The sequence below is a fragment of the Georgenia muralis genome, from assembly GCF_003814705.1.
Lineage (GTDB): Bacteria > Actinomycetota > Actinomycetes > Actinomycetales > Actinomycetaceae > Georgenia > Georgenia muralis.
Map to the genome: position 1 here is coordinate 231,531 of NZ_RKRA01000001.1, position 14,385 is coordinate 245,915.

Genomic DNA, 14,385 nt, shown 5'->3' on the forward strand with positions numbered 1-14,385 from the left:
CACGGCCCGTGCGGCCGTCGTGACATCCTCTGCGGTGAGATGCCTCCCTCACCCGCCCGTCCCCCCGCCACCGCGGGCACGACCGTCGCCGCGCCACGGCGCCGGGCGTGGGTCGTGGCGCTCGTCCTCGCCCTGGCCGTCCAGCTCGTCGTCCTCTACGCGCCGGCCGTGCCGGACGTGCCCGGGACCTCGGTGCCCGGCGCGGACAAGGTCGTCCACGCCGCCGTGTTCGCCGCGGTCACCCTGACCGCCCTGCGTGCGGGGCTCTCGGGCTGGGTCGTGGCCGCCTACGGCCTGGCGCACGCCGGGGTGAGCGAAGCCCTGCAGCACGTCCTGCTCGCCGGGCGCACCGGGGACGGCGGGGACGTCGCCGCCGACGTCGCGGGCGTCGTCGCCGGCCTCCTGGCCGCGTGGTGGCTCAGCCGGCGCGACGGGCGGTGACGTAGCGGTCCCGGCCCGTGAGGTCCGTGCCGGTGACCACGTCGACGAACCCGGCACCGGTGACGAGGTCGCGCACGGCCGCCGCCTGGACCTCGGCGTGCTCCATGACCAGGACCCCGCCCGGGCGCAGCAGCCGGGCCGCGCGGGCGACGACGGCGCGAGGGGTGTCCAGGCCGTCGGCGCCCCCGCCGTAGAGGGCCAGGTCGGGGTCGTGCTCGCGCACCTCGACCTCGCGCGGGACCGCGCCGGGCGGGATGTACGGCGGGTTCGCGACGACGACGTCGACGCTCCCGTCGAGCTCGGGCAGCGCGGTGGCCGCGTCGCCCTCGACCAGGTGCACCGACGGGGCGAGCGCGGCGACGTTGCGCCGCGCCACCGCCACCGCCGCGGGTGAGAGCTCGACGGCGTGGACGAGCGCGCCGGGGACCTCGGTGGCCACCGCCAGGGCGATGGCGCCCGAGCCGGTGCACAGGTCCACCGCGACCGGGACGGCCGAACCGGCCCGCCGGAGTGCGTCGATGGCCGCCTCCGCGACGACCTCGGTCTCCGGCCGCACCACGAACGCGCCCGGCCCGGCGGCGAGGGTGAGGTGACGGAACGCCATGGCGCCGGTGAGGTGCTGCAGCGGCTCGCGGCGACGGCGCCGCTCCACGAGGTCGGCGAAGCGGGCCTGGAGGTCGGGCCCGCCGTCGGCACGGTCGAAGGTGGCGCCCGCGGGCAGCAGGTAGAGGGCGCGGCCGAGCACGTGCTCGGCGAGGAGCCGGGCGTCGACCTCGGGCGAGGGCACGCCCGCCTCCGCGAGCAGCGCCGCCGCCCCGCGCACCGCCTCGCGCACGGTCACGGTCCGGCCGGCCCGGCCGCCGGCGCCGGCCGGCCGTTCGCTCACTGCCCGCCGGCGGCCGCGGCGAGCCGGGCCGCCTCGTCCATCTCGACGGCGGAGGCGATGACGGGACCGAGGTCGCCGTCGAGCACGTGGTCGAGGTTGTACGCCTTGTAACCGGTGCGGTGGTCGGCGATGCGGTTCTCGGGGTAGTTGTAGGTGCGGATCCGCTCGGACCGGTCCACGGTGCGCACCTGGGACCGGCGCTGCTCCGACGCGACGGCGGCGGCCTCCTCCTGGCGGGCGGCCAGCAGCCGGGCGCGCAGCACGCGCATGGCCTGCTCACGGTTCTGCAGCTGCGACTTCTCGTTCTGCATCGAGACGGTGATGCCGGTGGGCAGGTGGGTGATGCGCACCGCCGAGTCGGTCGTGTTGACCGACTGCCCGCCCGGGCCGGAGGAGCGGTAGACGTCGATGCGCAGGTCGCCCGCGTCGATCTCCACCTCGCCGGGGTCGTCGACCTCGGGCAGGACGAGCACGCCCGCGGCGGAGGTGTGGATCCGGCCCTGGGACTCGGTGACGGGGACCCGCTGGACACGGTGGACGCCGCCCTCGTACTTCAGGTGCGCCCAGACGCCGTCGGCGGGGTCGGTGGGCACGCCGCGGGTCTTCACCGCCACGGAGACGTCCTTGTACCCGCCCAGGTCGGACTCGGTGGCCGAGAGGACCTGGGTGGTCCAGCCCTGCCGCTCGGCGTAGCGCAGGTACATGCGCAGCAGGTCGCCGGCGAAGAGCGCGGACTCCTCCCCACCCTCGCCGGCCTTGACCTCGAGGATGACGTCGCGGGCGTCGTCGGGGTCGGCGGGCACGAGGACCCGGCGCAGGTGCTCCTCGGCCGCCGCTGCGGAGGCCTCGAGGGCGGGGAGCTCCTCGGCGAAGGCGTCGTCGCCCTGGGCGAGCTCGCGGCCGGCGGCCAGGTCGCCGGTGGCCGCCTCCCACGCGCGGTAGGCGGCGACGACGCGGCCGAGCTCGGCGTAGCGCCGTCCGAGCGTGCGGGCACGCCCGGGGTCGGCGTGCACGGCCGGGTCGGCCATCGCCCGCTCGATCTCCTCGTGCTCGGCGATCAGCGGTGCGACGCCGTCGAAGTCCTCGCTCACGTCCGTGCCCCTTCCTCGGCCCGTGGGCGCCGCAGGCGCCCGGATGCACGACAGCGCCGGCGGGAGCCGCGGCCGGGGGGCCGCGGCGTCACCGCCGGCGCTGGTGTGGTGCTAGGCGTCCTTCTTGCCGTAGCGCGCCTGGAAGCGGGCGACGCGGCCACCGGTGTCGAGGATCTTCTGCTTGCCGGTGTAGAACGGGTGGCACGCGCTGCAGACGTCGGCGTGGATCTGGCCGGAGGTCGCGGTCGAGCGCGTGGTGAAGGTGTTGCCGCAGGTGCACGTGACCGTGGTGGTCACGTACTCGGGGTGGATGCCCTGCTTCATGGTTCTCTCCTAGGTTCGGTGGTGCCCCGGGTCGCACGCCGCGTGGCGCACGTGAACCGGAGGCCGACGAGACATTGTGCCCCACGGAGGTCCGGGGACGAAACGCGGCGGGGGCGTGAGATCGGGCACGCCCCCCGCCCGCGGGTCAGTGGATGGCCAGCTCCGGCTCGTGGGTGGGGCTCGGGGTGGTCTTCTGGACGGTCATGAGGAACTCGGCGTTGGAGGTCGTCCCCCGCAGCTTGCCCAGGAGCAGGTCGATGGCCTGCTGCTGGTCCAGCGCCCCCATGACCCGGCGCAGCTTCCAGACGATCTTGAGCTCCTCCGGCGGCATGAGGAGCTCCTCGCGCCGGGTGCCCGAGGCGTTGATGTCCACCGCCGGGAAGATGCGCTTGTCGGCGAGCTGGCGCGAGAGCCGCAGCTCCATGTTCCCCGTGCCCTTGAACTCCTCGAAGATCACCTCGTCCATCTTCGAGCCGGTCTCGACCAGCGCGGAGGCGAGGATGGTCAGCGAGCCGCCGTTCTCGATGTTGCGGGCCGCGCCGAAGAACTTCTTCGGCGGGTACAGCGCCGAGGCGTCCACGCCGCCGGAGAGGATCCGCCCCGACGCCGGTGCCGCGAGGTTGTAGGCGCGGGAGAGCCGGGTGAGGGAGTCCAGCAGCACGACGACGTCCTGGCCCAGCTCGACCAGCCGCTTGGCCCGCTCGATGGCGAGCTCGGCGACGATGGTGTGGTCGGTGGCCGGGCGGTCGAAGGTGGAGGCGATGACCTCGCCCTTGACCATCCGCTCCATGTCCGTGACCTCCTCGGGGCGCTCGTCGACGAGCACGACCATGAGGTGGACCTGGGGGTTGTTGACCGAGATCGCGTTCGCGATCTGCTGCATGATGATCGTCTTGCCGGCCTTGGGCGGGGAGACGATGAGACCGCGCTGGCCCTTGCCGATCGGCGCCACGAGGTCGATGACCCGCGGGGTGATGGCCTTCGGCGTGGTCTCCAGCCGGAGCTGGTCCTGGGGGTACAGCGGCGTGAGCTTGCTGAACTCGGGCCGCTGGCGCGCCCGTTCCACGCTCATGCCGTTGATGCTGTCCAGCCGGACGAGGGCGTTGAACTTCTGCCGCGGGTTCTCGCCCTCGTGGGGCTGGCGCACGGCGCCGGTGATGGCGTCGCCCCGGCGCAGGCCGTACTTCTTGACCTGGTTGAGCGTGACGTAGACGTCGTTCGGACCCGGCAGGTACCCCGAGGTCCGCACGAAGGCGTAGTTCTCGAGGATGTCGAGGATCCCGCCGACGGGCAGCAGGACGTCGTCCTCGCTGACCTCGACCTCCTGGTCGTCCTGGTACTCGCCCGGGCGCCCGGTCCGGCGCTTGCGGTCGCGCCCCCGGTCGCGGTTGCGGCGGCGGCTGCGGCCCCCGCGCTCGTCCTCGGCGTCGTCGAACCGGCGGGGCTGCTGGCCGCCACCGTCGCCCTCGCGGCGGCGGGCGGCCGCCTCCCCGACGGCGTCGAGGGCGCGCCGCGCGCGCTCCTCGTCGCTCTGGTCCCCACGCCCCGCGCTCGCGGCGCGAGCGGCCAGCTCACGCTTGAGCGCCTCCTTGGCCTCGTCGTGCGAGGCGTCGTCGGCGGGGCTCGTGGCGGGGACGCCCTGGCCGGCGGGCGCGGTCACCCGGCGGGAGCCACGTCGGCGGGGGGCCTCAGCGGCGGACCTGGCCGCGTCGTCGGCGCGGGCGGCGGGGTCCTGCCCGTCGGCGCGGGCGGCGTGGTCCTGCCCGTCGGCGCGGGCGGCGGGGTCCTGCCCGTCGGCGCGGCGGGCCTCGTCCTGACGCGAGCGGGCGGGGGTCTCCTCCCGGCCGCGGTCGACCTCGGGCTGCTCCACCCGGCGCGTGCGTCGGACGGGCTCGTTCTCGCCGGCGCGACCGGCCGCCGCCTCGTCCTGACGGGGGCGGGTGGCGGGCTGCTCCTGGCGGGAGGACGTGGCGCTCTCGTCCCGGTCGGCGGGGACAGGCAGCGCCGTCTGCCCGGCCGGCTGGTGGGCGCCGGTCGCGGCGTTCCGGGAGCGCGACTCGCGGATCGCGGCGATGAGGTCGCTCTTACGCATCTTCGCGATGCCCTTGAGGCCCATCTGGGCGGCCATCGCCTGCAGCTCGGGCAGACGCATGGTGGTCAACGAGCCCCCACGGGGGGCGTCGACGGCTTCGGTCACGAGGTTCCTTCCCTCGGAAGAGTCCACCGAGCGGTCTCGGGGACACGTGTGAGATCCCAGCCGGGAGGCTGGGCGGATGAGGGTCGCACGCGCGCGGCACGCTCGATCGTGCTGCGGTCGGGGCGGTGCTCCGCCTCTGCGACGACGACTGGACGCACCCAGGTGCGCGGAAGACGTCCGCAGGGAGTCGGTGCAGGGCACACTTTACCAGCCGACGCGGGTTCCGGGGGAATTCGTGACCGGTTCGTCACCGCGCGGCGGTCACGGCACCTGGTGCGCCCCGCGCTCGGCGACGCCCGGCGAGAGCACCCGCCAGCCGCGGGAGGCGAGCATCGCGGTCGTGACCTCGTCGAGCCGGTCCAGGACGAGCACGCTCGGGCCCGCGCCCGACACGACCGCGGGCCACCCCGCCGCGCGCAGCGCCCGCACGGCCTCGGCCGTCGGCCGCATGGCGTCGGCCCGGTAGTCCTGGTGCAGGCGGTCCTCCGTGGCCGGCACGAGGAGGTCGGACCGCCCCCCCAGGGCCAGGACGAGCAGCGCGGTGCGCCCGGCGTTGAACGCGGCGTCCTTGTGCGGGACCTCGGCCGGCAGGACGGCCCGGGCGGTTCGGGTGAGCAGCCGTGCCTGCGGCACGAGCACGCTCACACCCAGGCCCGGGTCGAGCGGGATCGAGGCCGCGTGGGCGCCGCCGGCATCCACCCACGCCGCGGTCGCCCCACCGAGCAGGGCGGACGCGGCGTTGTCCGGGTGGCCCTCCATCTGCGTGGCCAGGCCCAGCACCGCGGCGTCGTCGAGGACCTCGGGCTCGGAGACCAGCGCCCGGGCGGCGACGAGCCCTGCGACGACGGCGGCGGCGGACGAGCCCATCCCGCGTCCGTGCGGGATGGCGTTGGTGCAGGTCAGCTCCAGTCCCGCCTGCGGGGCGCCGGCGAGGTCGAGCCCGGCCCGGACCGCGCGCACGACGAGGTGCTCCTCGCCGTCGGGGAGGTCGTGGGCCCCCTCACCGCGGACCGTGACGGTCGTGGGCCCGGCGACGGCGCGCACCGTCACCTCGTCCCAGACCCCCACGGCGAGGCCGAGCGCGTCGAAGCCGGGGCCGAGGTTCGCCGAGGTGGCCGGCACCCGCACGGTGACGACGTCGCGCACGAGGCGCACGGCGGCTTACAGACCCAGGGCCGCGACCGCGGCCTCGAGGGTGGGGGCGATGACCTGCGGCTCGACCCGGGTCTCGCCCAGCGCCGTCGCGGTGTCCTTGAGGCCGTTGCCGGTCACCGTGCACACGATCCTCGCCCCGGCGGGGACCAGCCCGAGCTCCGCGGCCTGGAGCAGGCCGGCGACCGAGGCCGCCGACGCCGGCTCGACGAACACGCCGACCTCGGCGGCCAGCAGCCGCTGCGCGTCGAGGATCTGGGCGTCGGTGACCGCGTCGATGCGGCCGCCGGAGTCGTCCCGTGCCGCGATCGCGTGGTCCCACGAGGCCGGGTTGCCGATCCTGATGGCCGTCGCGACGGTCTCGGGGTGCTCCACCGGCGCACCCTTGACGAACGGGGCGGCCCCCTCGGCCTGGACGCCCCACATCGCCGGGGTGCGGGTGGCGACGGGCGGCATCGACGTGGCGGCGTCGTCGACCGAGGCGGACGTGGTGCGCCCGGCGTACTCGTTGTAGCCCATCCAGTAGGCCGAGATGTTGCCGGCGTTGCCGACCGGCAGGACGTGGATGTCCGGTGCGTCGCCGAGCGCGTCGACGATCTCGAACGCCGCGGTCTTCTGACCCTGCAGGCGGAAGGGGTTGACCGAGTTGACCAGCGCCACCGGGTAGGCCCGGGAGAGCTCGCGCACGATGCGCAGGCAGTCGTCGAAGTTGCCGTCGACGGCCACGAGCGTCGCGCCGTGGACGATCGCCTGGGCGAGCTTGCCCGCGGCGATCTTCCCCGAGGGCAGCACGACGGCGCAGCCCAGGCCCGCCCGCACCGCGTACGCCGCGGCCGAGGCCGAGGTGTTGCCGGTGGAGGCGGCGACGACCATCTTCGTGCCGGTCGCGGCCACCTTCGACATCGCCATCGTCATGCCGCGGTCCTTGAACGAGCCCGTGGGGTTGGCGCCCTCGACCTTGACGTGGACCTCCGCACCGGTGGCGCGGGAGAGCGCGGGGGCGTGCACGAGCGGCGTGCCGCCCTCCCCCAGGGTGACCACCGGGTCGCCGTCGGCGATCGGCAGCCGGTCCCGGTACTCCTCGACGACGCCTCGCCACTGGTGGGCCATCACTCCCCCTCGACTCTCATGACCGACAGGACCTCGCGCACCCGCGGCTCCTCCGCCAGCTGCTCCACGGTCCGCGCGAGCGCGGCCTCGTTCGCCTCGTGGCTGACGATCGTGATCCGGGCCTGGGACTCGCCCTCGGCGGGGCGCGACTGGCGCACGCTCTCGATGGAGACCCCGTTGGCGCCGTAGATCCCCGCCACCGCCGCCAGCGTGCCGGGCTGGTCCGCCAGCAGCAGCTGCACCTGGGTGCGGGCCGGGGTCTGCTCCGGCGCCAGGAGGGGGAGCTGGGCGTAGACCGACTCGCGCGGGGCGTTGCCGCCACCGACCCGGTGGGCGGCGGCGGCGACGACGTCGCCCATGACCGCCGAGGCGGTGGGCGCCCCGCCGGCGCCCTGGCCGTAGAACATCAGCCGACCCGCGGCCTCGGACTCCACGACGACGGCGTTGAACGCGCCGCGCACCGCGGCGAGCGGGTGGGTGGCGGGCAGCAGGGCCGGGTGGACGCGCACGCTGATCCCCCGCGCGCCGTCGTCGCCGACCCGGCGGGCGACGGCGAGGAGCTTGATGACGTAGCCGGCGTCGCGGGCTTCGGCCATGTCCTGCGCGGTGACCGAGCGGATGCCGGCGACCGGGACGTCGTCGATCCCGACCCGCGTGTGGAACGCGAGCGAGGCGAGGATCGCGGCCTTGGCGGCGGCGTCGTGGCCGTCGACGTCGGCGGTGGGGTCGGCCTCGGCGTACCCGAGCTCCTGCGCGAGGGCGAGGGCCTCGTCGAAGCCGAGCCCGCGGGTCGCCATCTCGTCGAGGATGAAGTTCGTGGTGCCGTTGACGATGCCCAGCACGGCGGTGACGTTGTCCCCGGCCATGGACTCGCGCAGGGCGTAGACGACCGGGACGGCGCCGGCGACCGCGGCCTCGTAGTACAGGTCGGCGCCGCTGGCCTCGGCGGCGGCGTGCAGCTCGGGGCCGTGCGCGGCGAGCAGGGCCTTGTTGCCGGTGACGACGCTCGCCCCGGCGCCCAGGGCGGCGAGGACCAGCGTGCGGGCGGGCTCGATGCCGCCGACCAGCTCGATGACGACGTCGGCGCGGCGCACGAGGCCCTGCGCGTCGTCGGAGAGCAGCTCGCGCGGCACCCACGGCTCACGGTCGGCGGCCGTGTCGCGCACGGCGATGCCCACCAGGTCCAGGCGGGCGCCGCTGCGGGCAGCGAGGTCGTCGGCGTGCTCGCGCAGCAGGCGCACCACCTGGCTGCCGACGGTCCCGCAGCCGAGCAGGGCGACCCGCACGGTCCGGTCCTCGGCACCGGCGGTGCGGTCCTCGGTTCTCGCTGCGCTCACGCGGTCTCTCCTGTCGGGCCGGCTCGACCCCGCGCGGCGCGCGGGCCCCGCCAGCATAGGGGCCGGTCCGGACGCCGGGCCGAGGTGTCCACGATCAGCCCTGGTCGAGCGCGAGCAGGTCCTCGAGGGTCTCGCGCCGGACGAGGACGCGGACGGCGCCGTCGCGCACCGCGAGCACGGGCGGGCGGGGCACGAGGTTGTAGTTGCTCGCCATCGAGCGCCCGTACGCACCGGTGGCGGGGACGGCGAGGAGGTCCCCGGCGGCGACGTCCGCGGGCAGGGCGACGCCGCGCACGACGATGTCCCCGCTCTCGCAGTGCTTGCCCACCACCCGCGAGGGGACCGCCTCGGCGGCCGAGGCCCGCCCGGCCAGGGCGGCGGTGTAGTCGGCCTCGTACAGCGCCGGGCGGATGTTGTCGCTCATCCCGCCGTCGACGCTGACGTAGGTGCGCCGGCCGCCGTCGTCGAGCTGGACGTCCTTGACGGTGCCCACGGTGTACAGGGTCAGCGCCGACGGGCCGACGATCGAGCGGCCGGGCTCCACGGAGACCCGGGGCACGGCGGTGCCGAGCTCGGCGCAGGCGCGCCGCACGACGCCGGCGAGCGCGGCGGCCACCTCCTCGGGGGTGGGCGGGGTGGCGTCCGCGCCGGTGTAGGCGATGCCGTACCCGCCGCCGAGGTCGACCTCGGGCATGAGGTACCCGGTGTCGGCGGCGACCTGGGCGCGCAGGCCGAGCACCGCACGGGCGGCGACCTCGAAGCCGGCGAGGTCCATGATCTGGCTGCCGATGTGGGAGTGCAGACCCACCAGGTCGAGGTCGGGCCGGGCGAGGATCTCGTCGACGGCCTTGCGCGCCGCACCGGAGGTCAGGGAGAGGCCGAACTTCTGGTCCTCGTGCGCGGTGGCGATGAACTCGTGCCCGCCCGCGTGCACGCCGGTGGTGACGCGGACCATGACGGGGGCGCGGACCCCGCGCTCGGCGGCGAGCCGGGCGACGACGTCGACCTCGGCGAGGGAGTCCACGACGATGCGGCCGACACCCTGCTCGAGAGCCGTGACGATCTCGTCGACCGACTTGTTGTTCCCGTGCAGGCCGATGTGCCCGCCGGGGACGCCCGCGCGCAGGGCGACCGCGAGCTCGCCGCCGGTGGCGGTGTCCACCCGCAGGCCCTCGTCGTGCACCCACCGGGCCACCGCCACGCTGAGGAACGCCTTGCCGGCGTAGTAGACGTCCGCGCCCGCGAGGTCTGCGAACGCCGCGGCGAAGGCGCGGGCGTAGGCCCGGGCCCGGCCGCGCAGGTCCGCCTCGTCCAGCACGTAGGCCGGGGTGCCGTGCTCGGCGGCGATGTCACGCACGTCGACCCCGGCGACGACGAGCGCGCCGTCATCCCCGCGCCGGACCGAGGTCGGCCACACCCCCGTGCTCGTGCCGTCCGGCTCCGGGGCGGGTGCGGCCGGCGGCGGGGCGGCCGCGTGCGCGGCGCTCACATCCGCTCCGGGGCGCCCACGCCGAGCAGGGCCAGGCCGTTGGCGAGGACCTGCGTGGTGGCGTCGTTGAGCCAGAGCCGGGCCCGGTGGGAGGCCTCGACGGGCTCCTCCCCGCGCGGGGTCACCCGGCACTGCCCGTACCAGGCGTGGTAGGCCGCGGCGAGCTGCTCGAGGTAGCGGGCCACGCGGTGCGGCTCCCGCAGCCGCGCGGCGTGCGCGACGACCCCCGGGAACTCCCCCAGGGCGCCCAGGAGGGTCGCGTCCGCCTCGTGGTCGAGGGTGGCCGGGTCGAAGTCGTCGCGGGTGACGCCGTGGTCGGCGGCGTTGCGGGCGACGTTGCGGGTGCGGGCGTGGGCGTACTGGACGTAGTAGACGGGGTTGTCGAGGTTCTGCTCGCGCAGCTTCTCCCCCTCCAGGGTCAGCGGCGAGTCCGCGGGGAAGCGGGCCAGGGTGTAGCGCACCGGGTCCGTGCCGATCCACTCGATGAGGTCGCGCAGCTCGATGATGTTGCCCGCGCGCTTGCTCATCCGCGCCCCGGCGACCGAGACGAGCTGGCCGATGAGCACCTCGATGTTGGCCTCCGGGTCGTCGCCCGCGCACGAGGCGATCGCCTTGAGCCGGTTGACGTAGCCGTGGTGGTCGGCGCCGAGGAGGTAGATCTTGCCGGGGAAGCCGCGGTCCTTCTTGGACAGGTAGTAGGCGGCGTCCGCCGCGAAGTACGTCGGGGTGCCGTCGGCGCGGACGAGCACGCGGTCCTTGTCGTCGGAGAAGTCGGTGGTGCGCAGCCACACCGCGCCGCCCTCGTCGTAGACGTGGCCCTGCTCGCGCAGGCGCGCGACGGCCTGCTCGACGGCGCCGCCCTCGTGGAGCTCGCGCTCGGAGAACCACACGTCGAAGTGGACGTTGAAGTGGGCGAGGGTCTCCTCGATCTCGGCCATCTGCAGCCGGTACCCCAGCTCGCGCGCCGCGGCGACCGCCTCGTCGTGGGGCAGGTCGGCGAGGTCGGGCCGCTCGGCGAGCACCCGCGTGGCGAGCTCGCCCACGTACTCCCCCTGGTAGCCGCCCTCGGGCACCTCGGTGCCGGTGGCGCGGGCGAGGATGGAGGCGCCGAACTTGTCCATCTGGGCGCCGGCGTCGTTGATGTAGTACTCCGGCGTCACCTCGGCACCGGAGGCGCGCAGCAGCCGCACGAGGGCGTCGCCGAGCGCGGCCCACCGGGTGTGGCCGATGTGCAGCGGCCCGGTCGGGTTGGCCGAGACGAACTCCATGTTGATGACCTGCCCGGCGAGGGCGTCGTTGCGCCCGTACCCCGGCCCGGCCTCGACGATCGCGCGGGCCAGCTCGCCCGCCGCGCCCGCCTCGAGGCGGATGTTGAGGAAGCCCGGCCCGGCGACCTCGGCCGAGGCGATGCCCGGGGCCGCGGTCAGACGCGCCGCCAGGAGCTCGGCGAGCGCCCGGGGACTGGTGCCGGCCGGCTTGGCCAGCTGCATGGCGACGTTGGTCGCCCAGTCGCCGTGCTCGCGCTGACGGGGCCGCTCGACCCGGGGCTCGGGGACGTCGCCGGCCGCGAGCGCGACGTCGCCGGCGTCGACGGCGTCGAGGAGGACGGAGCGGATGAGGGCTGCGAGCTCGGCTGGGGTCACCCGCCTCAGGGTAGTGGTCGCCCCGACACGCCCGCCGGGCCGGCCGGCGTCCGGGAGGTGCGGGGCTCGTCACACCGCCCGGTCACACGAGCATGTCGGAGTAGACGACCTCGGTGACCCGCAGGGGGCCGGTGAGGGTGAGGACGACGCCGTCGTCGGTACGCCACACGACCGTGGAGGAGACGCCGTCGGGCATGAGGAAGGCCCAGTGCCGGCCTGAGCCGTCGGAGTACACGGTGCCCTCGGAGATGACCGTCGCGCCGTCCGCGCGCAGCCCGGCGACAACCTCCTCGGCGTGGACGTCCTGCTCCGCGATGCTGTCGAAGGCGACCGCGGTGAGACCGACCGTGTCGGTGCCGTCGGTGAGGGTGCCCGTGACCGCCTCCCGGGCGCCGTCGGGGGCGTCGTCGACGGGCGCCCAGCCCGGGTCATCGAGGGTGAAGGGCACGCCGGGGTCCACGGCGTCGACGACCTCGGTGCCCAGCCGGTCGGCGAGCGGGGCCGGGTCGACCGTGCGGTCGGGGAACGGGGTCGCGCTCGGGCCGGCGGTCGGCCCGGTCGTGCCCGCACCGGTGGCCGTCGCCGTGGGCCCGGAGGAGGGACCGGCGCCGGTCGCGCCATCGGTGGCGCCGCGGTCGCCCGGCAGGTACAGCAGCGCCAGGACGACGGCGGCGACGACGACGACCGCACCGACGACCGCCAGGAGGAGCCGGCGCGGCGCTCCGGTGCGCTCCGGCGGCCGGCCGTGGCCCGGGGTCGCGCCCATGGTGTGCCTCCTCGCCGTCTCCTCCCGACAGGTTAGGGCGGGGCGCGCCCGCTCGCCGACGATCGGGGGGCGATGCGACGGCGGGCGCCGGCGCGTGCCGGCCGTGCGGACGTACCGGCCGTGCCGACGTACCGGCCGTGCCGGGGCACCGAGGCGCCGACCGCCGTGCACGGTCGCCGCCGTCCGCGGTGGCATCGTGACGCTGGTCACGGCCGCGCGGCGGGCACCACGGAGGTGAAGGCGGCCCTGCCGGACTGATAGCATCACCTGGCGCTGCGAGAGCGGCGCGGGCCCCTTTAGCTCAGTGGATAGAGCGTCTGCCTCCGGAGCAGAAGGTCGCTGGTTCGAATCCAGTAGGGGGCACCGACGCGAAGGCCCGGACCTGGTCCGGGCCTTCGTCGCAGGTACTCCTCCCGCTGGGCCGGTCCGCTCGCGGGTGCCCGGCGCGGCTCGCGGCGACGGACCCGACGGGCAGGTCTCGGGGACGCCCTCAGACCCCGACGGGGACCGGGGCGAGCAGGTCGGACCAGGGCATCGGCAGCGCCGCGAGGTAGGAGTCCGCCCGGACCTCGAGGCCGTCGGCGAGGGTGGCCTCGACCGCGCCGTAGGAGGCGAAGCCGACCACGCGCGCGGCCGTGCGCAGGTCCGTCCCGACGTCCTCCCCGCCCTGCCGTGCGACCGCCGCGCGGAGGTAGTCCTCCGCTCGGTCGACGAGGTGGTCGCACAGGGCGCGCACGAGGGCGGGGTCGCCCTCGGGGCCGAGCAGACCGGTCAGGACGACGCGCCGGGCCCCGACGTAGCCGAGCAGGGCGTCGAGCCACTGCGCGAAGGTGTCGTCGCTCCCGCCGGTGGTGGGGCTGAGTCCCTCGGTGAGGTCCTCGACGACGACCGCGGCGACCTCGCCCACCGTGTCGTAGTGCTTGTAGAACGTCGTGCGGTGGATCCCGGCCGTGCGGCACAGGCGCGCGACGCTGATCTGCCGCAGCGGCGTCGTGGGCAGCAGCTCCGCCATCGCGGCGGTGAGGGCCTCCAGGGTGCGGCGCGTCCTCGGGTCGACCCTGGCCTGCTCGTCAGTCATGGGACACATCATGCCGTGCGAAGTGGGGGCTGTGCGCCATCAGTGCCACGGACCGCGCGCCGTCAGGACGTCGCGCAGGACCCGGGGGCGGTCGGAGACCAGCCCGTCGACGCCGAGGTCGAGCAGACGCGTCATCTCCGCCGGCTCGTCGACCGTCCAGACGTGCACGGCGAGACCGCGACGGTGGGCGGCACGCAGGAACGGCGCGGTCACCACGGGGACGCCGCGGTGACGCACCGGCACCTGCACGCACACGACCCCGACCTCCGGGCCCGGGACCCCGCGCACCACCCCGACCGCACCGCCGGCGACGAGCCGGACCACCGCCCGGCGCCCCAGGGAGCTCGCCACGCCGGGCCCGGTCAGCGCGCGCAGCCGCTCGAGCCGGGCGTCGTCGAAGGACGCCAGGCACACCCGGTCGGCGGCGCCGGTACGGTCGAGCACCTCCACGAGGGGCCCGACGACGGCGTCGTCCTTGGCGTCGATGTTCACCCGCAGGTCCGGGTAGTCGCCCAGCAGCTCGTCCAGGCGCAGGAGCGGCTCGCCGGCCGCGTCGCGCAGGCGGGAGACCTCCGCCCACGTCAGCTCCCCGACGGCGGAGCCCACACCGGCGACCCGCTCGAGGGTCTCGTCGTGGCTGAGCACGACGACGCCGTCGGAGGTGGCCCGCACGTCCGTCTCGAGGTAGCGCAGGCCCAGCGCGACCGTGTGCTCGACGGCGGTTCGGGAGTTCTCGGGGACCTCACCGGCCCCGCCGCGGTGGGCGAGGGCGACCGGGCCGGGACCGTCGAGGTAGGAGCTCACGGGCCCATCCTGCCCGTACCGGGGCCGCGAGCACGCCGCGGGACCCCGCGCGCCCCTCACGGGGCGG

General features: G+C 75.7%; 13 protein-coding genes and 1 tRNA gene. 2 read left to right on the forward strand and 12 right to left on the reverse strand.

The window, feature by feature from the left end:
- The first annotated feature begins 39 nt into the window (after positions 1–39).
- The gene (locus EDD32_RS01035) at positions 40–441 is read left to right on the forward strand and encodes a VanZ family protein (protein WP_123913840.1); all 402 of its coding nucleotides are present in this window, start codon (positions 40–42) and stop codon (positions 439–441) included.
- Here EDD32_RS01035 and prmC read toward each other — a convergent pair.
- The 10 genes from prmC to EDD32_RS01085 all read right to left on the reverse strand — a co-directional run bounded on the left by prmC (position 419) and on the right by EDD32_RS01085 (position 12,436).
- Entirely contained in the window at positions 419–1,327 is a 909-nt protein-coding gene (prmC, locus tag EDD32_RS01040) for a peptide chain release factor N(5)-glutamine methyltransferase (RefSeq protein WP_123913842.1), read from the reverse strand. The genes EDD32_RS01035 and prmC overlap by 23 nt on opposite strands.
- Positions 1,324–2,418, reverse strand: a complete 1,095-nt coding sequence (gene prfA, locus EDD32_RS01045; protein ID WP_123913844.1) for a peptide chain release factor 1 — start codon at positions 2,416–2,418, stop codon at positions 1,324–1,326. Before prfA ends, prmC begins: the two co-directional genes overlap by 4 nt.
- A 111-nt stretch (positions 2,419–2,529) precedes the next feature.
- Positions 2,530–2,742 (reverse strand): 50S ribosomal protein L31, encoded by a 213-nt coding sequence (gene rpmE / locus EDD32_RS01050; protein ID WP_123913846.1) that lies wholly within the window; start codon positions 2,740–2,742, stop codon positions 2,530–2,532.
- A gap of 145 nt (positions 2,743–2,887) precedes the next feature.
- The gene (gene rho / locus EDD32_RS01055) at positions 2,888–4,939 is read right to left on the reverse strand and encodes a transcription termination factor Rho (RefSeq protein ID WP_425459465.1); all 2,052 of its coding nucleotides are present in this window, start codon (positions 4,937–4,939) and stop codon (positions 2,888–2,890) included.
- 261 nt (positions 4,940–5,200) lie between these two features.
- Entirely contained in the window at positions 5,201–6,094 is an 894-nt protein-coding gene (thrB, locus tag EDD32_RS01060) for a homoserine kinase (RefSeq protein ID WP_123913848.1), read from the reverse strand.
- A 6-nt stretch (positions 6,095–6,100) separates the two neighbouring features.
- Complete coding sequence (thrC, locus tag EDD32_RS01065; protein ID WP_123913850.1) at positions 6,101–7,201, reverse strand: threonine synthase; 1,101 nt, start codon at positions 7,199–7,201, stop codon at positions 6,101–6,103.
- The gene (locus tag EDD32_RS01070; RefSeq protein WP_246005912.1) at positions 7,201–8,538 is read right to left on the reverse strand and encodes a homoserine dehydrogenase; all 1,338 of its coding nucleotides are present in this window, start codon (positions 8,536–8,538) and stop codon (positions 7,201–7,203) included. Before EDD32_RS01070 ends, thrC begins: the two co-directional genes overlap by 1 nt.
- Positions 8,539–8,632: 94 nt before the next feature.
- Entirely contained in the window at positions 8,633–10,102 is a 1,470-nt protein-coding gene (gene lysA, locus EDD32_RS01075; protein ID WP_454778682.1) for a diaminopimelate decarboxylase, read from the reverse strand.
- Positions 10,024–11,670: an arginine--tRNA ligase gene (gene argS / locus EDD32_RS01080; protein WP_123913856.1), complete on the reverse strand. Its 1,647-nt coding sequence runs from the start codon at positions 11,668–11,670 to the stop codon at positions 10,024–10,026. The genes lysA and argS overlap by 79 nt, the downstream gene beginning before the upstream one ends.
- A gap of 82 nt (positions 11,671–11,752) precedes the next feature.
- A complete protein-coding gene (locus EDD32_RS01085) occupies positions 11,753–12,436 on the reverse strand; it encodes a hypothetical protein (protein ID WP_123913858.1) in 684 nt (227 codons plus the stop codon).
- Between the two features lie 290 nt (positions 12,437–12,726).
- On the opposite strand from EDD32_RS01085, the gene EDD32_RS01090 reads away from it, so the two are divergent.
- Positions 12,727–12,799, forward strand: a tRNA-Arg gene (locus EDD32_RS01090).
- Positions 12,800–12,926: 127 nt separating this feature from the next.
- On the opposite strand, the gene EDD32_RS01095 is transcribed toward EDD32_RS01090, so the two are convergent.
- Together EDD32_RS01095 and EDD32_RS01100 are read right to left on the reverse strand one after the other, a co-directional pair.
- Positions 12,927–13,514, reverse strand: a complete 588-nt coding sequence (locus EDD32_RS01095; RefSeq protein WP_123913860.1) for a TetR/AcrR family transcriptional regulator — start codon at positions 13,512–13,514, stop codon at positions 12,927–12,929.
- Positions 13,515–13,553: 39 nt separating this feature from the next.
- A complete protein-coding gene (locus tag EDD32_RS01100) occupies positions 13,554–14,318 on the reverse strand; it encodes a glycerophosphodiester phosphodiesterase family protein (protein WP_123913862.1) in 765 nt (254 codons plus the stop codon).
- Positions 14,319–14,385: the final 67 nt, after the last annotated feature.

Bases quoted from the DNA above. Each gene is read 5' to 3' on its own strand.
- thrC (WP_123913850.1), bottom strand. From the start codon at position 7,201: ATGGCCCACCAGTGGCGAGGCGTCGTCGAGGAGTACCGGGACCGGCTG.
- EDD32_RS01095 (WP_123913860.1), bottom strand. From the start codon at position 13,514: ATGACTGACGAGCAGGCCAGGGTCGACCCGAGGACGCGCCGCACCCTG.
- EDD32_RS01035 (WP_123913840.1), top strand. From the start codon at position 40: ATGCCTCCCTCACCCGCCCGTCCCCCCGCCACCGCGGGCACGACCGTC.
- rpmE (WP_123913846.1), bottom strand. From the start codon at position 2,742: ATGAAGCAGGGCATCCACCCCGAGTACGTGACCACCACGGTCACGTGC.
- EDD32_RS01085 (WP_123913858.1), bottom strand. From the start codon at position 12,436: ATGGGCGCGACCCCGGGCCACGGCCGGCCGCCGGAGCGCACCGGAGCG.